The sequence below is a fragment of the Paracoccus chinensis genome, from assembly GCF_900102885.1.
GTDB classification, from domain to species: Bacteria; Pseudomonadota; Alphaproteobacteria; order Rhodobacterales; family Rhodobacteraceae; genus Paracoccus; species Paracoccus chinensis.
Genome location: NZ_FNGE01000004.1, coordinates 52,795 through 74,203, shown reverse-complemented (window position 1 = coordinate 74,203; position 21,409 = coordinate 52,795). Strand labels below are relative to the sequence as shown.

Annotated in this window: 20 protein-coding genes; 10 read left to right on the top strand and 10 right to left on the bottom strand. The window is 70.1% G+C overall.

Annotation, left to right across the window (positions count from 1 at the left end; translation table 11 throughout):
* Positions 1-24: 24 nt before the first annotated feature.
* Together BLQ03_RS05775 and dapA are read right to left on the bottom strand one after the other, a co-directional pair.
* The gene (locus BLQ03_RS05775) at positions 25-354 is read right to left on the bottom strand and encodes a DMT family transporter (protein WP_090753816.1); all 330 of its coding nucleotides are present in this window, start codon (positions 352-354) and stop codon (positions 25-27) included.
* A 10-nt stretch (positions 355-364) separates the two neighbouring features.
* The gene (dapA, locus tag BLQ03_RS05770; RefSeq protein WP_090753815.1) at positions 365-1,240 is read right to left on the bottom strand and encodes a 4-hydroxy-tetrahydrodipicolinate synthase; all 876 of its coding nucleotides are present in this window, start codon (positions 1,238-1,240) and stop codon (positions 365-367) included.
* A 116-nt stretch (positions 1,241-1,356) separates the two neighbouring features.
* Here dapA and BLQ03_RS05765 point away from each other — a divergent pair, with 116 nt between their 5' ends.
* Positions 1,357-3,804: a lytic transglycosylase domain-containing protein gene (locus BLQ03_RS05765; RefSeq protein ID WP_217629662.1), complete on the top strand. Its 2,448-nt coding sequence runs from the start codon at positions 1,357-1,359 to the stop codon at positions 3,802-3,804.
* On the opposite strand, the gene BLQ03_RS05760 is transcribed toward BLQ03_RS05765, so the two are convergent.
* From BLQ03_RS05760 to BLQ03_RS05745, 4 genes are all read right to left on the bottom strand, one after another.
* Positions 3,752-4,705, bottom strand: coding sequence for a DMT family transporter (locus BLQ03_RS05760; RefSeq protein ID WP_090753813.1), 954 nt, complete (start codon positions 4,703-4,705; stop codon positions 3,752-3,754). The genes BLQ03_RS05765 and BLQ03_RS05760 overlap by 53 nt on opposite strands.
* Positions 4,706-4,813: 108 nt before the next feature.
* Positions 4,814-5,605: an inositol monophosphatase family protein gene (locus BLQ03_RS05755; RefSeq protein ID WP_090753811.1), complete on the bottom strand. Its 792-nt coding sequence runs from the start codon at positions 5,603-5,605 to the stop codon at positions 4,814-4,816.
* Positions 5,606-5,695: 90 nt separating this feature from the next.
* A complete protein-coding gene (locus BLQ03_RS05750) occupies positions 5,696-6,160 on the bottom strand; it encodes a DUF4126 domain-containing protein (RefSeq protein WP_090753810.1) in 465 nt (154 codons plus the stop codon).
* A 46-nt stretch (positions 6,161-6,206) separates the two neighbouring features.
* Positions 6,207-7,109, bottom strand: a complete 903-nt coding sequence (locus BLQ03_RS05745; RefSeq protein ID WP_090753808.1) for a LysR family transcriptional regulator — start codon at positions 7,107-7,109, stop codon at positions 6,207-6,209.
* Between the two features lie 82 nt (positions 7,110-7,191).
* Here BLQ03_RS05745 and metF point away from each other — a divergent pair, with 82 nt between their 5' ends.
* Positions 7,192-8,049, top strand: a complete 858-nt coding sequence (gene metF / locus BLQ03_RS05740) for a methylenetetrahydrofolate reductase [NAD(P)H] (protein WP_090753807.1) — start codon at positions 7,192-7,194, stop codon at positions 8,047-8,049.
* Between the two features lie 40 nt (positions 8,050-8,089).
* On the opposite strand, the gene BLQ03_RS05735 is transcribed toward metF, so the two are convergent.
* Positions 8,090-9,247, bottom strand: coding sequence for a type III PLP-dependent enzyme (locus BLQ03_RS05735; RefSeq protein WP_090753805.1), 1,158 nt, complete (start codon positions 9,245-9,247; stop codon positions 8,090-8,092).
* 145 nt (positions 9,248-9,392) lie between these two features.
* Between BLQ03_RS05735 and BLQ03_RS05730 the strand changes: the two genes are divergently transcribed.
* Positions 9,393-9,824 (top strand): Lrp/AsnC family transcriptional regulator, encoded by a 432-nt coding sequence (locus tag BLQ03_RS05730; RefSeq protein ID WP_090753804.1) that lies wholly within the window; start codon positions 9,393-9,395, stop codon positions 9,822-9,824.
* 6 nt (positions 9,825-9,830) lie between these two features.
* On the opposite strand, the gene BLQ03_RS05725 is transcribed toward BLQ03_RS05730, so the two are convergent.
* Entirely contained in the window at positions 9,831-10,475 is a 645-nt protein-coding gene (locus tag BLQ03_RS05725) for a winged helix-turn-helix transcriptional regulator (protein ID WP_245688692.1), read from the bottom strand.
* A gap of 98 nt (positions 10,476-10,573) precedes the next feature.
* On the opposite strand from BLQ03_RS05725, the gene BLQ03_RS05720 reads away from it, so the two are divergent.
* The 4 genes from BLQ03_RS05720 to BLQ03_RS05705 all read left to right on the top strand — a co-directional run bounded on the left by BLQ03_RS05720 (position 10,574) and on the right by BLQ03_RS05705 (position 15,570).
* Positions 10,574-11,302, top strand: a complete 729-nt coding sequence (locus BLQ03_RS05720; RefSeq protein ID WP_090753802.1) for a DUF1428 domain-containing protein — start codon at positions 10,574-10,576, stop codon at positions 11,300-11,302.
* A gap of 11 nt (positions 11,303-11,313) precedes the next feature.
* Entirely contained in the window at positions 11,314-12,117 is an 804-nt protein-coding gene (locus BLQ03_RS05715; protein WP_090753801.1) for a VOC family protein, read from the top strand.
* Between the two features lie 70 nt (positions 12,118-12,187).
* Entirely contained in the window at positions 12,188-15,247 is a 3,060-nt protein-coding gene (locus BLQ03_RS05710; protein ID WP_090753799.1) for a valine--tRNA ligase, read from the top strand.
* A complete protein-coding gene (locus tag BLQ03_RS05705) occupies positions 15,244-15,570 on the top strand; it encodes a DnaJ family domain-containing protein (protein WP_090753798.1) in 327 nt (108 codons plus the stop codon). The genes BLQ03_RS05710 and BLQ03_RS05705 overlap by 4 nt, the downstream gene beginning before the upstream one ends.
* A 202-nt stretch (positions 15,571-15,772) precedes the next feature.
* Here the strand turns inward: BLQ03_RS05705 and BLQ03_RS05700 are convergent, their stop codons facing one another.
* Positions 15,773-16,813, bottom strand: a complete 1,041-nt coding sequence (locus BLQ03_RS05700; RefSeq protein ID WP_090753796.1) for an NAD(P)/FAD-dependent oxidoreductase — start codon at positions 16,811-16,813, stop codon at positions 15,773-15,775.
* Positions 16,814-16,859: 46 nt separating this feature from the next.
* Here BLQ03_RS05700 and mnmC2 point away from each other — a divergent pair, with 46 nt between their 5' ends.
* Positions 16,860-17,510, top strand: a complete 651-nt coding sequence (mnmC2, locus tag BLQ03_RS05695; protein ID WP_090753795.1) for a tRNA (5-methylaminomethyl-2-thiouridine)(34)-methyltransferase MnmC2 — start codon at positions 16,860-16,862, stop codon at positions 17,508-17,510.
* On the opposite strand, the gene BLQ03_RS05690 is transcribed toward mnmC2, so the two are convergent.
* The gene (locus BLQ03_RS05690; protein ID WP_090753793.1) at positions 17,507-18,232 is read right to left on the bottom strand and encodes a rhomboid family intramembrane serine protease; all 726 of its coding nucleotides are present in this window, start codon (positions 18,230-18,232) and stop codon (positions 17,507-17,509) included. The two genes, mnmC2 and BLQ03_RS05690, sit on opposite strands and share 4 nt — an antisense overlap.
* A 137-nt stretch (positions 18,233-18,369) precedes the next feature.
* Here BLQ03_RS05690 and BLQ03_RS05685 point away from each other — a divergent pair, with 137 nt between their 5' ends.
* Together BLQ03_RS05685 and BLQ03_RS18810 are read left to right on the top strand one after the other, a co-directional pair.
* Entirely contained in the window at positions 18,370-19,695 is a 1,326-nt protein-coding gene (locus BLQ03_RS05685) for a 4-aminobutyrate--2-oxoglutarate transaminase (protein WP_090753791.1), read from the top strand.
* 144 nt (positions 19,696-19,839) lie between these two features.
* On the top strand, positions 19,840-21,381 hold the full coding sequence (locus tag BLQ03_RS18810; RefSeq protein WP_090753789.1) for a BON domain-containing protein: 1,542 nt from the start codon (positions 19,840-19,842) through the stop codon (positions 21,379-21,381).
* Positions 21,382-21,409 lie beyond the last annotated feature (28 nt).

The following is a 21,409-nucleotide window of genomic DNA, read 5'->3' as shown; positions in this document are numbered from 1 at the left end:
CGTGCATCGCCTGCACGGCCGTTTTCAATGCCCCGCCGCCTGCGAGAAGCCGTTGATGACCACCACGCCCGCCAGGATCAGCGCGATGCCTATCACGGCGGGCAGATCCGGCACCTGCCGGAAGACGAGGATGCCGATCCCCAGGGTCAGGATGATTCCCAGCCCGCTCCACAGCGCATAGGCGATGCCGAGCGGCAGGAACTTCAGCGCCTGCGACAGGAAGTAGAAGGACACGAGGTAGGACGCCGCCATTGCCGCCGTCGGCCAGGCCCGCGTGAACTGCTGCGACAGCATCAGGAACGAGGTGCCGATCACCTCGAAGACGATGGCGAGGGTCAGGACGGCATAGGCCACGGCGCAGGTCTCAGATCAGCCCGGCGTGGGCCATCGCGGCGTCGATGCGGGCGCGGGTTCCGGCGGTCAGCGGCGTCAGCGGCAGGCGCACGGTCTCCTCGCACATGCCCAGCCGCGACAGGGCGTATTTGGCACCGACGAGGCCCGGCTCGATGAAGATCGCGATGTGCAGCGGCATCAGCAGGTCCTGCAGCCGCAGCGCCTCGGCATAGTCGCCTGCAAGGCAGGCCGCCTGCATCTGCGCGCAGAGCGCGGGCGCGACATTCGCCGAAACCGAGATGCAGCCCCGGCCGCCTTGGGCGTTGAAGCCATGCGCAGTTGCATCCTCGCCCGACAGCTGCAGGAAGTCCGGCCCGCAGGTGATGCGCTGGCAGGACACCCGTTCCAGCTTGCCGGTCGCGTCCTTGACGCCGGCGATGCGCGGCAGCTTCGCCAGTTCGCCCATCGTCTCGGGCGTCATGTCCACGACCGAGCGGCCGGGGATGTTGTAGATGATGATCGGCTTGTCGGTCGCGTCATGGACGGCGGTGAAATGCGCGATCAGCCCCGCCTGCGTGGGCTTGTTGTAATAGGGCGTCACCACCAGCAGCCCGTCCGCGCCGACCTGGCAGGCGTGGCTCGCCAGGTCGATGGCCTCGTGCGTGTTGTTCGACCCCGCCCCCGCGATCACCGGCACCCTTCCGGCGGCATGGCGGACGACCGCCTCGACCACCTGGCGGTGCTCGTCATGGCTCAGCGTCGGGCTTTCGCCGGTGGTGCCGACGGGCACCAGGCCGTTGCTGCCCTGTTCGATCTGCCACTCGACCAGCCGCTCGAGCGCGGGCCAGTCGATCTTGCCCTCCCCGGTCAGCGGGGTGACGAGCGCGGGCAGGGACCCTTGGAACATGACACGATCCTGACGATTGTTTCGCGGGCGGCATACAACCGGGCGCGCGGGTTGCCAAGCGCGCCTGCCGCGCTTGTGAGTTGCCCCGGCGGCCTGCCGCCCCCAGATTGGCGCGCATGAACCGCTTGATCCCCCGACTGGCCGCCCTGGCGCTGGCGACGGCCTGCCTTGTTCCGGCCGCGCTGGCCGAGGATGCGGGCGCGATCCGCCGGGCGCTTGCTGCGGCGGGCGCAAAGGACTGGACGGGGGCCGAGACGGCCGCCCGCCAGTCGGGACCCATCGCCACGGACCTGGTCCTGTGGCAGCGCCTGCGGGCGGGGCAGGGGACATGGCCCGACTATCGCGACTTCGCCGCGCGCAACCCCGACTGGCCGGGGATGGAGCTTCTGTTCCGGCGCGGAGAAGCGCTTCTGCGCCCCGACCTGCCCGCCGGCGAAGTGCTGGCCTGGTTCGGCGAGCGCCTTCCGGAAACCCTGAACGGCGCGACCGCCTGGATCGCGGCTCAGCCCGAGAACAGGCGGGCCGAGGCCGCTGCCCGCTTCTGGACCCATAGCGCCGCGCTGGACGCGGCGGGCGAGACGGCCTTCCTGGCCGCCCATGGCGCGGCGGTCGCGGACCATCATCCCGCCCGGCTGCAGGCGTTGCTGGATGCGGGCGAATGGGCCGCGGCCGAACGGATGCTGCCGCGCGTGACCGGCCCCTTGGCCGACCTTGCCCGCGCCCGCATCGCCGTGCAGGCGCGCCGTCCGGGCGTGGACCCCCTGATCCTGGCGCTGCCCGAAGACCTGAGGAACGACGCAGGCCTCGCGCTTGACCGCTTCCGCTGGCGGGTGGCGGCGAGGCAGGGGGATCTCGCACGCCAACTGATGCTGGAACGCTCGACCGGGGCCGAGGCCCTGCGCGATCCTGCCGCCTGGGCGAGCCTGCGCCGCGACTATGCGCGCGAGGCCCTGCGCAAGGGCGACTGGGCGCTGGCGGAACGCTTTGCCGCCAGCCACTTCCTGCCCCAGGGCGACAGCGCCGCCGTCGATCTGGACTGGATCGCGGGTTACGCCGCGCTGCGCGCAGGCGCCCCGGACCGGGCGGCCACGCATTTCGCCCGACTTCCGGTGGCGGATTACAACGGGATCACCGTCGCCCGCACCCATTACTGGCAGGGCCGCGCGGCCGAGGCGCTGGGCGACCAGGCCACGGCCCGGGCCGCTTATGAACGGGCCGCAGCGCACCAGACCGCCTATTACGGCCAACTGGCCGCCGAGCGGATCGGCGCGCCGATGCAGCCCGCGCTGGCGGTGACCGGACCGGCGGTCGAGACCCTGCCCGACTGGCGCAACTCGGCCCTGTCGGGGAACCGCCTGTTCCAGGCCGGACTGTGGCTGATCGTGGCCGGAGAGCCCGCGCAGGCGCAGCGGTTCTTCCTGCATCTCGCGCAGACCGCCGCCCCCGAGGACATCGCCCGCATGGGCCGCGTAATGCTGGAACTGCGCCGCCCCTGGGACGCGCTGCGGCTGTCCAAGGCTGCGGCCGCGAAGGGCGGCGTCTATCCGGCGCTGCATTATCCGCTGACGGGGCTGGAGGGCGGCAGCTTCGGCCTGCCGCCCGAGCTGGTCATGGCCATCGCCCGGCAGGAAAGCGAGTTCAACCACACCGTCCAGTCCCCGGTCGGCGCGCGCGGGCTGATGCAGGTGATGCCCGACACCGCGCGGCAGATGGCGGGCGTCGTCGGCGAGGCCTTTGAACTCGCACGCCTGACGCGGGACGGGGGCTACAACGCGCGGCTGGGCGCGGCCTATCTGGAGGGGTTGCGCAACCGCTTCGGCAATTCGGTCGCGCTGGTGGCGGCGGGCTACAACGCCGGGCCGGGGCGGTCCGCACGCTGGCTGCGGGACTTCGGCGACCTGCGGGACGAGGGCGTGGATCCGGTGGACTGGGTCGAGATGATCCCTTTCGACGAGACCCGCAACTACGTCATGCGCGTGGCCGAGGCGCTGCCCATCTACCGCGCCCGCATCGCCGGCCACACGGTGCCCTTCGTGCCAAGCTGGGACCTGCGCGGCGGCGTCTCGAAGCCCCAGCGCGCCGAGGGGCCGCTGATGCTAGCCCTGTCGGCCCGCCCGCCCGCGCCGCCCGCCTGGGTGGCCCAAGCTGCAAACCATGCGCTGCGCCTAGCGATGGCCACAGACCCAAGGGCGGCCGCGCAGGGGATTGCAGCGATGGCCAAGGCGCTGTCCGAGGCCACGGACGAGGCGCCCCGTCCCGAGGCGCAGATCGCCGCGGTGGCGCAGAGCCTCGACCCGCCCAGGGTCGGCCTTGCGCCCGCGCCGCAGCCCCGCCCGGCGACCGCCCTGCCGAACGCCGGGGCAGAGGCCGCGCCTGCGACGGAGGCCGGTTCTGCCGATCCTGCGCCCGGGCCTGTTCCTGCGGCCGAGGCGTCCTCTGGCCCGGCAGCCGAGCCCCTTCCGGCCTCCGCCCCCGAGCCTGTTTCGGCCTTTGCCTGGCCTGCGGGAATGGTCAGCGGGGCGGTGACGCTGTCCGCGCCTTCTGCACCGTCCGCCACCAGGTGAACAGCCCGGCGCCCACGACGATGGCCATGCCGACGGCCACGTTGGGGGCCAGCCGCTCGTCCAGCATCAGGACGCCGATCACGCTGACCCAGACGAGTTGCAGGTAGGAGAAGGGCTGCAGGCTCGAGGCCTCGGCCAGCGAATAGGCGCGGATCAGCAGGTAATGCCCCAGCGTGCCCGTCACGCAGAGCGCGGCCATCCAGGGCCAGTCGGCGCGGGTGATCGGCTCCATGTGCCACAGGCCGACGGCGGTGATGCCCACGACCCCGGCGATGCCGGTCCAGAAGAAGCTGACCTCGGCGCTGTCCCTGGCCGAGACCATGCGCGTCAGCAGCCCGTAGATCGCGAACATCAAGGCCGAGATCAGGGGCAGGATCGCCCAGGGGGAAAAGACCCCCACCCCCGGCTGCAGGATGATGAGGATGCCCGCGAAGCCCGCCGCGACCGCGGCCCAGCGCCGCCAGCCGATGCGCTCGCCCAGAACCGGGCCGGACAGGGCCACGACCAGCAGCGGGTAGGCGGCGAAGACCGCATGTGTGCCGATCAGCCCCAGCTTCACGAAGGCGACGATCATGATGACGATCTCGAACACCAGCAGCAGGCCGCGGATGATCTGCAGCAGCGGGTGGTGGCTGCGGCTCGCGGCCCGCAGGCCGCCCGGCCCCCGCGCCGCCATCGCGATGACGAAGATCCCGAAGAACCAGTAGCGCACCATCGTCACGAAGATGGGCGAGTAGGCCGCGCCCAGATGGCGCGACACCGCGTCCTGAACCGCGAAGACCATGCTGACAAAGCAGATCAGCAGGATCGCCAGCCCCTGCCGGTCGCCTACCTGCCGCGGCGGCGGGTTCGAGGAAAGGGACGGCGCCGAGGCGCCCAGGCCGGGCTTTGAATGAATCATGGGGTCACCGCGCAGGGATCACCCCTGCGCCTTTACCCCCGGGGGGCGAGTGTCAAGCGCCCGCCCGCCGGATTGCACCGAAAATCCCGCACAGGGTGCAGGAAGGCGTCAGTCGCGGCTGCGGACGATCTCGGCGAAGCCTTCGAAGAGCTGCGGGTTCGCGCAGACGATGGTGCTGGAATCGGCGATGGCGCCCTCATGTTCGCGCAGGGGCTCGACGAAGCCGCCGGCCTCGCGCACCAGAAGGATGCCCGCCGCGATGTCCCAGGGCTGGATGCCGCGTTCCCAGTAGCCGTCGTAGCGGCCCGCCGCGACATAGGCCAGGTCGAGGGCGGCCGAGCCCCAGCGGCGCACGCCCGCGCAGATCGGCATCAGCCGGGCGAGATCCTTCAGCGTCGCGGGCAGCGTCGTCTTGGCGCCGAAGGGCACGCCGGTCGCGAAAATCGCGCTGTTCATGTCGCGACGGCCCGAGACGCGCAGGCGCTTGTCGTTGACAAAGGCGCCGTCGCCTTTTTCAGCGGTGAACATCTCGTCCTTGGCGGCGTCGAAGACGACCGAAACCACGATCTCGCCCTTATGCTCAAGCGCGATGCTGACCGCCCAGTGGGGCAACCCGTGCAGGAAGTTCGTGGTGCCGTCCAGCGGATCGACGATCCAGCGGCGGGTCGGGTCCTCGCCGGCCTCCATCCCCGTTTCCTCGCCCAGCCAGCCGTAGTTCGGACGGGCGCTGCGCAGTTCCTCCTTGATGATCCGCTCGGCCTCGCGGTCGGCGCGGCTGACGAAGTCGCCGGGGCCTTTCGAGGAAACCTGCAGGTTCTCGACCTCGCGGAAGTCCTTGACGAGGCTGCGGCCCGCCTTGCGCGCGGCCTTGATCATCACGTTGAGGTTGGCGCTGGGCATGGGGGAATCCTTCGGGACGGGCGTGGGGAGGGGCAGGCCCCTTTAGGCCGGTCAGGGGCGAAAGTGAAGGCGGGTGACGCGGGGGAAGCGTCAGCCGTCCCGGTCGGGACGCATGGCCGCAAGGATGGCGACAGCGCCGGTCACCACCAGCGCGTCCTCGGCAAGGCCGGTGGGCGTCTGGCCGTGATCCTCCATCGCCGCCATGCGCGTCCGCCAGCCGGGATAGGAGGCCGCGACCGCCGTCAGTCCGCCCAGCGCCGCGCCCTTCCAGAACTGCCCGCGCGGGGCCAGGGCGCCTGCGGCAAAGCCCGCCACGATCAGCCGCGCGGCAAGGCCCGCAGGCACGATGCGGTCGGGGGCGCTTTTCATCTTGTCGCCCGCCAGTTCCGCCAGCGCCAGGGAGACGGCGCCCGTCGCAACCGCGGGATTGCGCAGGAACCCGGGCGCGGCGCAGTCGCGCGGCAGGTCGTCGCGCGCCGCCGCGACGGCGACGGCGGCGAGCGGCGTCATGGATCTCTGGCCCCCAACGAGGCCCATGAGGAACGAGGCGAGCATGGGCTTTTCCCTGATTGTCCACGACCGGAACGTCCGCGCGCCGGGGTCAGGTTCCGGCTTCCCGTCGCCCCTCGCGGGCCAGGCACAGGATGTCCTGCATGAAGCCCATGTTGCGGTCCTCCTCGCGCAACGCCGCGTAAAGCCTGCGCGTCACGCCGCTGCGGCCCAGGGGCAGGGTCACGAGGTCGGGGTTGTCCGCCTCGCGCTGCAGCACCCAGTCGGGCAGCACCGACACCCCGCGTCCCGAAGCGACCAGCAGCAGGATCACGTCGGTCAGCTCGATCTCGCGCACCCCGGCGGGACGAACGCCTGCGGGGTCGAGGAAATGCGAGAAGACATCCAGCCGCGCCCGGTCCATCGGATAGGTGATCAGCGTTTCCGTGGAAAGATCGGCGGGTTCCACGAAGTCGCGCCCGGCCAGCGGATGCGCGGCGGGCACGGCCAGCAGCGGGTGATAGTCGAAGAGCGGCTCGAACACGATGCCGGGCAGGTCCTCGGGGTCCGAGGAGACGACGAGATCGGCCTCGCCCCGCATGAGCGCCGGCAGGGCGGTGAAGGCCAGCCCCGCGCGCACGTCGATGTCCACCTGCGGCCAGAGATGGCGAAAGGCGTCGAGCGCGGGCAGCAGCCAGTTGAAGCAGGCGTGGCATTCCATCGCGATATGCAGCCGCCCGATCCGGCCCTGCGTGACGCCGCGTATCTCGGATTCCGCCGCCTCGACCAGCGGCAGCACCTGCCGCGCCAGCGCCAGCAGCCGCAGCCCGGCGGGCGACAGGCGCATGGGCTTGGTCTGGCGCAGGAACAGGGACGTGCCCGCCTGATCCTCCAGCGCGCGGACCTGATGGGACAGCGCCGACTGGGTGATGTTCAGCACCTCGGCTGCGCGTGCAAGGCCCCCTTGGTCGTGGATGGCGCGGATCGTCCGGAGGTGGCGCAATTCAAGATGCATGGGATTCATGTGAAACTTGTGGAAGATGAATTTGTCTCACGGCCTGCCGCGTGGCACAAGGGAAGGCGAAAGGATACCCGCCATGACCACTCCCTCTGTCAGCTTCGAGTTCTTCCCGCCGAAGAACCTCGACCAGTCCTTCAAGCTGTGGGAAACGGCGAATGCCTTGGCGCCGCTCGGGCCCGATTTCGTCTCCGTGACCTATGGCGCGGGCGGCACGACGCGGCAGCTGACGCACGAGGCGGTGACGGCGCTGGCCTCGAACTACGGGTTGAACGTCGCCGCGCACCTGACCTGCGTCGATGCTTCGCGCGAGGAAACGATGCGGATCGTGGACGACTACGCCAAGGCGGGCGTGCGCGAGATCGTGGCGCTGCGGGGCGACCCGCCACAGGGTTCCGAGCGCTTCGCGCCCCATCCCGAGGGCTTCGCCGATTCGGTCGAGCTGATCGAGGCCATTGCCGCGCGTGGCGGCTTCACCATCCGCTGCGGCGCCTACCCCGAGCCGCACCCTGACAGCCCCGACACCGCCGCCGACGTGGTCTGGCTCAAGCGCAAGGTGGACGCGGGCGCCTCCAGCGCGATCACGCAGTTCTTCTTCGACGCGGATGTGTATTTCCGCTTCCGCGACGCCTGCGATCGCGCAGGGGTGGCCGCCCCGATCATCCCCGGCATCCTGCCGATCCAGAGCTGGTCGGGCGCCAGGAAATTTGCCGCCCGCTGCGGGGCAAGCGTGCCCGCCTGGGCCGACGCGGCCTTTGCCAAGGCGGGCCCCGAGGGCGAACGGGCGCTGGCTGTGGACATGGCGGTGACCCTGTGCCGCCGGCTGATCGAGGGCGGCGTGGACCGGCTGCATTTCTACACGGTCAACCGGCCGCAGATGACGCTGGCGGTCTGCGAGGGGCTGGGGATCGCGCTCCGGCAGGCCAAGGTCGCGTGAGGGCGGGGCGCCACCCGGAAGGGTGAGGCCCGGCAAGCTCTCAGTCGAAGCCCATCACCGTCAGCTGGCGCAGCTCGCCGAAGCCGTTGAAGCGGGTGTTGGTCACGACCGAGTAGGCGCCCGCGCCGTGGAAGACGACGTAATCGCCTTCCTGGATGTTGTCGGGCAGCGAGATCTCGCCCGGCAGGCGGTCCACCGAATCGCAGGTGGGGCCGAAGACCACGCGGCCGTGGGCGTTCTCGCCCCGCAGCTTGCCTTCGGGCGTCAGCACCTCGATCCGGTCGAGGTTGCCGATCACGGGCAGCTCGTTCATGCCGCCGTAGACGCCGTCGTTCAGGAAGACGCTCTGCCCGTCACGGACCGCCTTGACGCGGGTGATGATGGCGAAGGCATCGGCGCAGATCCCGCGCCCCGGCTCGCAGACGAGTTCCGGGGCGTTCCCGCCGAAGGCTTCCGCCGTGGTGCGGCCGATCAGCTCGAAGATCGAGGCGAGGTCGGGCTCGACCCCGTGGACGCGCCAGGAGGGGAAGCCGCCGCCGACGTTCAGGCGCCTGGGCTGCACGCCCGCCATCCCGGCGATCTCGGCGGCGGTGCGGATATACTGCTCCCACGCATGGGGATCGGTGCATTGCGTGCCGGGGTGGAAGGTCAGCGAGGCGATGTAGCCCCGATCATGCACCGCCCGCAGCAGGTCCGCCGCCAGTTCGGGCGTCGCGCCGAACTTCGAGCCGAAGTCATAGGCCGCGCCCAGCACCGGCAGCTTGAAGCGGGGCGAGATCTCGCAGTTTTCGGGCGGCACCTGCTCGAAGAGCTTGTCCAGCTCGGTCCGGCTGTCCACCGACCATGCCTTGATGCCCGCGCCGACCGCATGGGCGATCTCGGCGCGGCTTCGCACCGGGTTGTGATAGTGGCGCGCGGCCATGGGGGCGAGGCGGCCGATCAGGTCGATCTCGAAGGGCGAAGCCACGTCGAAGCCGCGGATGCCCGCCTGCACGAGGTTCTGGATCACCGCCTCGTCGGGGTTCGACTTGACGGCATAGGTGACGAGCCCGGGAAAGCCCGCCAGGAAGGCGCGGGCGCGGTCCTGCAGCACGGTCGGCGCGAAGACCATCACCGGGTTTTCGGGCTTGAGGCTGCGGACGATCTCGGCCGGGTTCTCCCACACGGTCTTGGCCTGGTGGCCTTCGGTCAGTCCCATGCGCAATCCTTTCCATGGCCGGGGGTTCGGCCGCTCAACGCGAACGGCGCCCTATGGGGTGCATCCGGCGCGATGAAAAGGATGGATCGTCGCCCTTGGCCGGTTAATCTGACCGGCAACGCCGTCACATCGACGAGAGGGCAGAATGGACGACACCGACCGGGCGATCATCGCGCATCTGGGGCAGGATGCGCGCATGTCGGTCGCCGTCCTCGCGCGGCGGCTGAAGCTGGCCCGATCCACCGTGCAGGCCCGGCTGGAACGGCTGGAAACCTCGGGCGCGATCGCGGGCTACACGCTGCGGCTGGGCGAAGCCGCGCGCGTCACGCGCATCCGCGCGACCTGTCTGCTGACCATCGAGCCGCGCGCCCAGGCGGCCATCCTCGGCCGCTTGAAGGCCATTCCGGCGGTCGAGAAGGTGCATTCGACCAGCGGGAGGGTCGATCTTCTGCTGCAACTCGGCTGCGCTTCGACGTCCGAACTGGACGAGGTGCTGGACCGCATCGGCAATCTGACGGGCGTGCGGTCGTCCGAAAGCCTGGTGCACCTGTCCACCAAGTTCGACCGGGCCCTGTGACCATGCTTACGGCCGGGCCAGCCGGAACAGGTCCACGAAGGCCTGCCCGCGGCCGGGGTCTCCGGTAAAGCTGACCCGGCCGCTGGCGATCGCCTGCGCCAGCAAGGCGGGCCCGTAGATCGCCACCGCCATGTCGTTCGGGGGGGCGGAAAACCGCATCTCGGCCTGGACTGCCTCGCCCGGCCGGGCCTCGAACCTGGGGCCTTCGACGTTCACGACAAAGGATTCTGCCCCGAGGTCGAAGCCCGCGGTGAAGCTGCCGGGTCCGGGCCGCATCATCGCCTCCATCGACAGCATCAGCGATGTCGGGCTGATCGGCAGGCGCGGATCGTGGCCCGGCACGCCGACACCCCAGCGGCACAGTTCCAGCAGCAGCGGCCGCAGGGCGCGCCCGTGGTCGGTCAACTCATAGACCGGCACGCGGGCGGGCGGGGGCAGGGTGCGGTGGGTCAGGATGCCGGCGGCCTCGAGATCCTCAAGCCGGCGGGCCAGCATGTTGGTGGCGATACCGGGCAGGCCCGCGCGGATCAGGCCGAATCGCCTGGGCCCCAGCATCAGTTCCCGCACGACCAGAAGCGCCCAGCGATCCCCGATCAGGTCCAGCGCATGGGCCGCCAGGCAACCCTCGGCATAGGTCTTCTTTTCAGCCACTTTCCGCCACGTGCCTTTCGCGAGGTTTCGATTTAGGACTTAATGCTTGCAAATTGCAAGCGTTGTGGCAGCCTTCCCCCATCTGGGGAGGAAATGCCATGACCTATTACAGCGGCTCGGTTGCCCCCGTGCCCGATGCCAACCGTCAGGCCTATGTCGATCACGCCCGCCGCGCCTGGCCTCTCATGCGCGAGCATGGGGCAACACGGATGGTCGAGACCTGGGGCGAGGATGTGGCGCACGGCAAGCAGACCGACTTCTTCCGCGCCGTCGCGGCGCAGGACGGCGAGACGCCCGTCTTCTCGTGGATCGAGTGGCCCGATCGCGCCACCGCCGACGCCGGCTTCGAGAAGATGATGAGCGATCCGTCCTTCCACGAGCGGCTGGGCGAGGTGCCATTCGACGGCAGGCGCATGATCTTCGGCAGCTTCTCGCCGCTGTTCACGGCCGGCACCGATCGCGGCGCGGGCTGGTACCAGGGCTTCCTGGTCCCCGTCCCCGAGGCGAACCGCCAGGCCTATGCCGATCTTGCGCGCGAGGCGCACGAGACGATGTTCGCGCCGAACGGCTGCGCCGGGATCTTCGAATGCTGGGGCGAGGACGTGCCGCGCGGCCAGCAGACCGACATGTATCGCGCCACCGACGCGCAGGACGGCGAGGCCATTGTCCTTTCCTGGACCGCCTGGCCCGACCGCGCCACCTGCGAGGCCGCCGCGAGGGCGATGGAGGCTGCCATGGCCGCCCAGCCGATGCCCAACATGCCCTTTGACGGAAAGCGCATGATCTGGGGCGGCTTCGGGGTGCTGTTCGACAGCGACCGGGCCTGAGGGAAGTGGGGATGAGCTATCAGGGCAATCCCTGCTGGTATGAGCTGGGGACCGGCGACCTGGACGCGGCGCAGGCCTTCTATGGCGCCGTTCTGGGATGGGAGATCGCGGACGCGGGCATGAAGGACTTTCCCTATCTGCTGGCGCGCTCGGGCGGCGAGATGGTCGCGGGCATGATGTCGCTGGCAGAGCAGGAATTCGCCCCGCCGCCGAACTGGCTGATCTACTTCGCCGTCGACGACTGCGACCGGACCGCCGGGGAGATCGCCCGGGCGAGCGGCCGGGTGATGCGCGGCCCCGCCGACATCCCCGGCACCGGCCGCTTCGCCATCGCGGCCGACCCGCAAGGCGCGGTCTTCGGCATCCTCGAGCCCGACATGAGCGGCATGAGCGCCGAGGATATCGCCAGGGCCGAACGCGGCGAAGGCGCCTTCGACCAGCGCAAGGACGGCCACGGGAACTGGCATGAACTCATGTCCTCCGACCCCGAGGCCGGATTTGCCTTCTACGCCGGCCTCTTCGGCTGGACCAAGGGAGAGGCGATGGACATGGGCCCGATGGGCTCCTACCAGCTGTTCCGCCACAAGGGCACGGACATCGGCGGGATGATGGGCCTGGGGAACGCGCCCATGCCCGTCTGGCTGCCCTATTTCGGCGCGAACGGCATCGTGGGCGCGATCAGCCGCGTCAAGGCGGCGGGCGGCTCGGTCTCCCATGGCCCGGTCGAGGTGCCAGGCGGGGCCTTCATCGCGGTCTGCACCGATCCGCAGGGCGCGTGGTTCGCGCTTGTCGGCCCGCGCGAGCATACGGCCTGACGCGTCCGCTTGCCCCTTGGCCCGTGGCCCTTGCTTCGGTAAGTCCGACCCCAAGCAAGGGGACCGACCGATGAGCATGGACAAGACCTTCGACGCCGCCGCAGCCGAGGCCCGCATCGCGGCCGAATGGGACAGGACCGGCGCCTTCGCCGCGGGCGCCAACGCAAAACCCGGCGCGCCCAGCTTCTCGGTCGTGATCCCGCCGCCGAACGTCACCGGCAGCCTGCATATCGGCCACGCGCTGAACAACACGCTGCAGGACATCCTGGTGCGCTGGCACCGGATGCAGGGGCACGACACGCTGTGGCAGCCGGGGCAGGATCACGCGGGCATCGCAACCCAGATGGTGGTCGAACGCCAGATGGCCGCCGCGCAGGAACCCGGCCGCCGCGAGATCGGGCGCGAGGCCTTCCTGCAGAAGGTCTGGGCCTGGAAGCGCGAATCCGGCGGCACCATCACCAGCCAGTTGCGGCGGCTGGGCGCGAGCCTCGACTGGTCGCGCAACGCCTTCACCATGTCGGGCGCGCCCGGCGCCCCGGAAGGCGAGGGCGGCAACTTCCACGACGCCGTGATCCGCGTCTTCGTGGACATGTATGACAAGGGCCTGATCTACCGCGGCAAGCGGCTGGTGAACTGGGACCCGCGCTTCGAGACCGCGATCTCGGACCTCGAGGTCGAGAACCGCGAGGTCGACGGCCAGATGTGGCACTTCAGGTACCCGCTGGCCGGCGGCGAGACCTACGAATACGTGGAACGCGACGCCGACGGGAACGTGACCCTGCGCGAGACGCGGGATTACATTTCCATCGCCACGACCCGGCCCGAGACGATGCTGGGCGACGGCGCGGTGGCGGTCCATCCGGGCGACGCGCGCTATGCCCCCATCGTCGGAAAGCTCTGCGAGATCCCGGTGGGGCCCAAGGAGCACCGCCGCCTGATCCCGATCATCACCGACGACTACCCCGACCCGGACTTCGGAAGCGGCGCGGTCAAGATCACCGGGGCGCATGACTTCAACGACTATGGCGTGGCGCAGCGCAACGGCATCCCGCTGTACGCGCTGATGGACGGGCAGGCGCGGATGCGCGAGGACGGGCTGTCCTATGCGGAGTCCGCCGCCATCGCGACCCGCGCGGCGCGGGGCGAGGACGTAGGCGACGTGTCGCAGGTGAACCTTGTCCCCGAGGAGCTGCGGGGGCTCGACCGCTACGCGGCGCGCGAGCGGGTGGTCGCGGCGATCAACGCCGAGGGGCTGGCCGTCACCGACGCCGAGGGCAACCCTTACGTCGAGCGCAAGAAGATCATGCAGCCCTTCGGCGACCGCTCGGGCGTGGTGATCGAGCCGATGCTGACCGACCAGTGGTTCGTGGACACGGCCAAGATCGTGCAGCCCGCCATCGACGCGGTGCGCTCGGGCCGCACGAAGATCATCCCCGAGCAGCATGAGAAGGTCTATTTCCACTGGCTCGAGAACATCGAGCCCTGGACGATCTCGCGCCAGCTCTGGTGGGGCCACCAGATCCCCGTGTGGTACGGCCTCGACCTGGAAGCGCCCGACTTCCGCGACGACCAGGGCGACGGCGAGCTTGACCCGGTCGAGATGCTGCGCCTGCTGAACGACGACCGGCTGGTGCGTCCAGGCGAGATCCAGCACTGCGCCGCCAGCTTCGACGAGGTCCGCGCGAAGTTCTTCGACGAGCTTGCCGCCCAGCCCGCGCCCATCGCGGCGGGTTCGGTGATCGAGGTCGAGGACCGCGACGCGGCGCTGCACGCCTTTGCCGTGGGCCTTGCGGAATACGAAACGACGGGCGACCCGACCCGCATCGTCTATCCCGTCTGGCGCGACCCGGACGTGCTGGATACCTGGTTCTCGTCCGGCCTCTGGCCCATCGGGACGCTGGGCTGGCCCGAGGACACCGCCGAACTGCGCCGCTATTTCCCGACCGACACGCTGATCACCGGCTTCGACATCATCTTCTTCTGGGTCGCCCGGATGATGATGATGCAGCTGGCCGTGGTGGGCGAGGTGCCTTTCCGCACCGTCTATGTCCACGGCCTCGTCCGGGACGAGAAGGGCGCGAAGATGTCCAAGTCCAAGGGCAATGTCATTGACCCCCTGGACCTGATCGATCAGTTCGGCGCGGATGCGCTGCGCTTTACCCTGACCAGCATGGCCGCCATGGGCCGCGACCCCAAGCTGGGGCCGAAGCATGTCGAGGCGAACCGCAACTTCGTCACCAAGATCTGGAACGCCACCCGCTTCGCCGAGATGAACGGCGTCTTCGACGCGCCCGTGGGCCAGCCCGCGCCGCAGCACACGGTCAACCGCTGGATCATGGGCGAGACGGCGCGGGCGCGGCTGGCGCTGGACGAGGCGCTGGGGGCCTACCGCTTCAACGACGCGGCGCAGGGGCTTTACGCCTTTGTCTGGGGCAAGCTCTGCGACTGGTATGTCGAGTTCGCCAAGCCCCTGTTCGACGGCGAACATGCGGATGAAACCCGCGCCACGATGCGTTGGGTGATCGAGCAGGCGATCACCATGCTGCACCCGATCATGCCCTTCGTGACCGAGGAGATCTGGGCGCTGACCGGCAACCGCTCGACCATGCTGGTGCATGGCGACTGGCCCACCTACGGGGCCGAGCTGATCGACGCGCAGGCGGATCGCGAGATGAACTGGGTGATCGGGCTGATCGAGGGCATCCGGTCCGCCCGCGCCCAGATGGGCGTGCCTGCGGGCGCCAAGCTCGACCTGGTCGTGGCCGAGGCCGACGCGGCCGCCCGCGCGGCGCTGGCTGCCAACGCGCCCATGATCGAGCGGCTGGCGCGGGTGAACCCGCCCGTCGATGGCGCGGCCGGGCGGGGGATGATCGCGGTGGCGGCGCCCGGCGCCTCCTTCGCGCTGCCCATCGGGGACGTGATCGACGCGGGCGCCGAGACGGCACGGCTTCAGAAGGCTTTGGCGAAGGTCGAGAAGGATGCATCAGGCTTGCGGGGGCGGTTGTCGAACCCCAAGTTCGTCCAGAACGCCGACCCCGAGGTCATCGAGGAAACGCGCGGCAAGCTGGCCGACCTGGACGAGGACATCGCCCGCACCCGCGCCGCGCTGGAGCAGCTGAGGACTTTTTGACCCATTGGTTTGAACGCATCGCCCTGCGCCGCATCGACGAGGCCGCGGCGCGGGGGCAGTTGAGCGGGCTGCGGGGCGAGGGCAAGCCGCTCGACCGCGACTGGCTGCGGGAAACCTCGGAGGACGTCATGTACCGCATGATGTCCGACGCGGGCTTCCTGCCGCCGGAATTGCAGATGGCCAAGGACATCGAGGCCAAGCGTGCGGTTCTGGACCAGATCGAGGACGAGACCGAGCGCACCCGCTTGCAGAAGCAGATCGCCCTGCTGGAACTGAAGCGCGGCATGGCGGCCGACCAGCGCCGGCGCTTCGCGGCCCGCTGAGGCGCGTGGCGGCGCGGTTGCGCTCGAAGATGGGTATTTGGGCCAGAAAGAAGTCCTGAGCGTGGCGCAGGGTGCGTGGTCTCTAGGCACCGTCATGGAGCACGGCTTGGCGGATGGTGCGTGGAGAGCACGCACCCTACTTCATGGCCTTTACAACTGTTCGGGCAGCGTAGGGTGCGTGGTCTCCACGCACCATTATCCCTCATTTCAGGCGGAACTCGTCGGGGATGTGGTCCTGCCCGAGCAGGACCAGGTCAGCCATGAGGGCGGCGATGGCAGGGGCCATGCCGAAGCCGATCTTGAAGCCTCCGTTGGCGACGAAATGGCCAGGGTGCCCAAGCCAAGGGCCAAGAAGGGGCGCGCGGCTGGTGGCGCGGGGGCGGACCCCGGCCCAGCGGTCGATCACGGGGGCGTCCTTCAGTGCCGGGCAGAGGACGCGGGCGCGCTCGATCAGGGCGTCGAGCTGTGCGTCGGTGCGGGTGGGATCGTCGAAGTCGCGTTCCGAGGTCGAGCCGATCGCCACCGTGCCATCCGCATGGGGCACGATGTGCAGTCCTTCGGCAAAGACCTGCGGCGCGTCAGGCGCAGCGTGGGCCAGCAGGGCGGACTGTCCCTTGACCCCATTGCCGATGCCGCGGCCCAAGTCGGCTGACAGGGCGGCAAGACCTGCGGCACCGGTGGCCCAGATCACCGGGCCTTTCAGCGTATCCGGCGTCTGGTGTCCGGCGTTTTCCTCGATGATGCCGCCACGCGCGCGGATCGCTGCCGCCAGCGCGGCACCGGCGCGGCGCGGCGAAAGGCGGGCTGTCAGGTTGTCCGTCAGGTAAAGCCCGCTCTCGCTGACAGGCAGCAGCGCGCCCTCGGGTGCTCCGGTCAGGTCCATGCGGAAGGGCGCGGGCCAGACCTCGGCAGCCGCCGCGATGCGGGCGTGAAGGCGGTCGAGCGTGGCTGGATCGGCCGGCTGGATGCGGCCGGTTCGCGCGTAGCCGGGATCGGTGCCGCCAGCTTCGGCGACCTCGGCCCACCAGCCCTCCGCCGCGACCAGCGCGTCAAGCTGCATCTGCTTCTTGGCGTTCCAGTTTTCGGGCGCGTGCGGCGCCAGCGCTCCGACCGTGCCGCCGCTGGAGCCTGCGCCGACGCGGGCGGCCTCGATCACCCGCACCTCGGCACCCCGCCGCAGGCATTCCCAGGCGCAGGACAGGCCGAAGATCCCGGCGCCGATCACCGTCACCCTGCTTGCCATCGCCCTATCCTTTCCGCATGAGCCGCGCCGAAGGGAGTTAGCGCCGATGACCCACGACGACCAGAGCGGGCTGGACTGGCGCGGCGCGATCCCCGTGTCGCGGCGCTTCGACGATCCGTATTTCAGCCTCGCCGGGGGGCTGGACGAAACGCGCCATGTCTTTCTTGCGGGCAACGACCTTCCTGCGCGGCTGCGCCCGGGCTTTCACGTGGCCGAGACGGGCTTCGGCACCGGGCTGAACCTGCTCGCGCTGGCTCAGGTTGCCACCGTGCCCGTGCACTTCACCAGCTTCGAGGCCTTCCCGATGACGGTGAAGGAACTCGCCCGCGCCCACGCGGCCTTCCCCGAACTCGCCGTGCTGGCGGCCGAGTTGCGCGCGGGCTGGGGCGCAGCCACCTTCCGCGTTGGTCAGGTCACGGCAGAGATCGTTACAGGCGACGCCCGCGAGACGCTGCCAGCATGGGGGGGGCGCGCCGACGCCTGGTTCCTTGACGGCTTCTCGCCCGCGAAGAACCCCGAGCTTTGGTCCGACGCGCTGATGGCCGAGGTCGGCCGCCACACCGCGCCGGGCGGCAGCTTCGCCACCTATACCGCCGCGGGCCATGTCCGCCGGGCGCTGGCGACGGCGGGCTTCGCCGTCGAGCGTACCCCCGGCTTTGCCGGCAAGCGCCACATGAGCCGGGGAATCAAGCCCTAGCGGCGCACCTGCGGGATGCGGCTGGGGACATATTCCACGGGCGGGTGGGGCGGCTGGCCGTGGGTGACGCGCCAGAAGGCCGGCCCTCCGCGCCGCAGGAACAGCGGCAGGGCCAGCACCATCCCCGCCACGAAGCCGCCCGCATGGGCCCAGTAGGCCACCCCCGAGTCCCCGCCGATCATCGCATAGCCCGAGAAGAGCTGAACCGCGAACCAGACCGCCAGCATCACCCAGGCGGGAATGGTGAACATCTTGATGAAGATGATGATGATCGCCACCACGTCCACCCTGGCGCGCGGGAACATCAGCAGATAGCCCCCCATCACGCCCGCGATCGCCCCCGAGGCGCCGACCATCGGCACGCCCAGGTAGGGCTCGGCCAGGACCTGCGCCCCGGCGGCCACCAGCCCGCTGCCCAGGTAGAACAGCAGAAAGCCGAGATGGCCCATCTGGTCCTCCAGGTTGTCCCCGAAGATCCACAGGAACAGCATGTTGCCGCCCAGGTGCAGCAGCCCCGCGTGCAGGAACATGTGGGTGAACCAGCCCCACAGCAGCTCGCCATGCACCACCGCCACGGGATACAGCGCCAGCCTTTCCCACAGCCCCATCATGCCGCCCGCCCAGGGCGCCGTCAGCAGGAACAGCGCCACGTTCAGCAGGATCAGGACGCGGGTGACATGGGGCGTGCCCGTGGAAGGGTTGTGGTCTCGGATCGGGAACATGGCCTGCCCTTTCGGCGGTCGGATGTGGGGCCGGCTGCGCGGGCCTGACAGCCAAACACCCCATTGTGCAGGACGGTTCACAGGCTACAGATGAGGCCAGTCGGCGCCGGGCGCGCCGGATGCCGAGGGAGAGGCCGATGACCACGATGACCGACCGCAAGAACGCCGCCATCTCGCGCGGCGTGGGGATGACGACGCAGATCTATGCCGAGCGCGCCGAGAACGCCGAGATCTGGGACAAGGACGGTAACCGCTACATCGACTTCGCCGCCGGCATCGCCGTTGTGAACACCGGGCACCGGCACCCGAAGGTGGTGCAGGCCGTCAAGGACCAGCTCGACCGCTTCACCCACACCTGCCACCAGGTCGTCCCCTATGAGAATTACGTCGCGCTGGCCGAGCGGCTGAACGCGCTGGTCCCCGGCGACTTCCCCAAGAAGACGATCTTCGCCACCACAGGCGCCGAGGCGGTCGAGAACGCCATCAAGATCGCCCGTTATGCCACTGGGCGCAGCGCGGTCGTGGCCTTCACCGGGGCCTTCCACGGCCGCACCTTCATGGGCATGACGCTGACCGGCAAGGTCCAGCCCTACAAGGCAGGCTTCGGCGCGATGATGCCCGATGTCTGGCACCTTCCCTTCCCGAATGAACTGCACGGCGTCAGCCAGGCCGACGCGCTGGCGGCCTTGGACAAGCTCTTCAAGGCTGATGTCGATCCCGCCCGCGTGGCCGCGATCATCGTCGAGCCCGTGCAGGGCGAGGGCGGCTTCTACCCCGTGCCGTCGGGCTTCATGCAGAAGCTGCGCCAGCTTTGCGACGACCACGGGATGCTGCTGATCGCCGACGAAGTGCAGACCGGCTTCGCCCGCACGGGGCGGCTGTTTGCCATGGAACTGCACGGCGTTGCCGCCGACATCACCTGCATGGCCAAGGGCTTGGGCGGCGGCCTGCCGATCTCGGCCGTGACCGGCCGGGCCGAGATCATGGATGCCCCGAACCCCGGGGGCCTGGGCGGCACCTATGCTGGAAACCCGCTGGGCGTGGCTGCCGCGCACGCCGTGCTGGACGTCATCGAGGAAGAGCGTCTGGCCGAGCGCGCCGAGCGGCTGGGCCAGCGTCTCAAGCAGCGGCTCGCCTCCCTGCGCGATGACGTGCCCGAGATCGTGGACATCCGCGGCCCCGGCCTGATGAATGCGGTCGAGTTCAACGTGGCGGGCAGCGACAGGCCCAGCCCCGAGTTCACCAACCGCGTCCGCGAGGAGGCGCTGGCCCGCGGCCTCATCCTGCTGACCTGCGGGGTTCACGCCAACGTGATCCGCTTCCTGCCGCCGCTGACGGTGCCGGACCCGGTATTCGAGGAGGCGCTCGACATCCTCGAGGATTCGGTCCGTGCGGCCCGCGTATCCTCGCGCAGGGACGTGGAAAAGGACGGGCACCTCGCCCCCGGCAAGCAGGAGGCCTGACACAGCCCTGTTCATGACGGCGGACGGCCCCGCGCGGGCCGTCCGCCGCTTTTTTCCGTCCTGCCTGTAAACCAAGCAGCCTGCAAAAACATTGTCCCCGTGTCGGCGCTGCCACAGCGGCGCTGCATAAGGAGGATGTTCCCAATGCAAGACGACAATCGCTACGACCAGGGCTATCGGCGCCGCGAGCCGGGCCGCAACGACCGCGACGACGAATTGCGGGCCAGCCGCCGCTATGGCGACCCCGACCATCCGGGCATGATCAGCGACCGCGACTGGGCCGGTCCTTCCGAATACAGCCGCTATGACCAGGGCCGCGGCGGACGCGGCGGCGACTATGGCAGCGGCGGATATCGTGGCGGCGAGAGCGGCAGCGGCGGGTTCCGCGGCGGCGACCGTGATGATTACGGAAACCGCGGCTTCTCGGGCCGCGACACCGGCGGCGACCAGGGCCGCGGTGCCTATGGCAGCGGCGGTGGCGGCTATGGCAGCGGTGGCGGTGGCTACGGCAGCGGCGGCGGCTATGGCGGCGGCGGCAGCGGCGGCGGCTATGGCGGCGGCAACAGCGGCGGCGGCTATGGCGGCGGCAACTACGGTCAGTCGGGCCGGGGCATGTCCACCAGCTATGACTATGCCGGGCGCAACCTGAGCGGCGGCTCGTCGGGCGGGTCCGGCGCGGGCTATGGCGGCGGCTACGGCGGCGGCGACCAGGGCCGCGGCAGGGGCGGCGAGGACTGGAACCGCGGCGCCCAGCGCGGCGGCGACCAGTGGCGCGGTTCGGACTTCGGCTCGTCCGGCTATTCGGGCGGCTCGGGCGGTTACGGCTCGGCCTATTCGGGTGACTACGGCTCGGGCTACTCGGGCGAGCACGGCTCCGGCTACGGCGGCGGCATGGGTGCGCGCCGCGGCGGCGGCATGAGCGGTGGCATGGGGGGCGGAATGGGCTCCAGCATGGGGGCCGGTATGGGTGCGGCGGGCGCGGGCTATGGCCGCGGCGTGGACACCTGGGGCGAGGACGGATCGTTCCGTGGCGGCTACGGCGGCAGTCAGGGCAGCGGCCAGGGCGGTGGCCAGGGGCAGGGGATGTCCCATCGCGGACGTGGCCCCAAGGGCTATTCCCGTTCTGACGACCGCATCCGCGAGGATGTCTCGGATCGCCTGTCCGATGACCATATGATCGATGCCTCGGATATCGAGATCGAGGTCAAGGGCGGCGAGGTCACGCTGACCGGCCATGTGGACAGCCGCGAGGACAAGCGCCGCGCCGAGGACGTCGCCGAGCGCGTGATGGGCGTGAGCCATGTCCAGAACAACCTGCGCATCAAGGGGCGCGGCGGTTCGTCCAGCGGCTATGGCGGCAGCATGTCGACCGAGTCCTCGAGCGGCAGCGGTTCGGGCGGGGCATCCGGCGGGAGTTCCGGCAGCGGCCGCTCGGGTTCCGGCAGCAGCGGGTCCGGCTCGGGTTCCAGCGGGTCCGGTTCGGGTGGCTCGTCCTCAGGCAGCTCGGGTTCTGGCGGATCAGGCGGATCCGGGACGGGCACCGGCAGTGGTTCGGCCAGTTCGTCCTCGGGCAGCATGAGCGGGGGCTCGTCGACGACCGGCGCGAGCGGCTCAGGCTCGGCGGGTCCGACCTCCGGCTCGTCCGGCGGCACCTCGGGCGGCTCGGGTTCCTCCGGCCGCAGCTGATCGGACGGCACAAGTGACACAGGCGGGC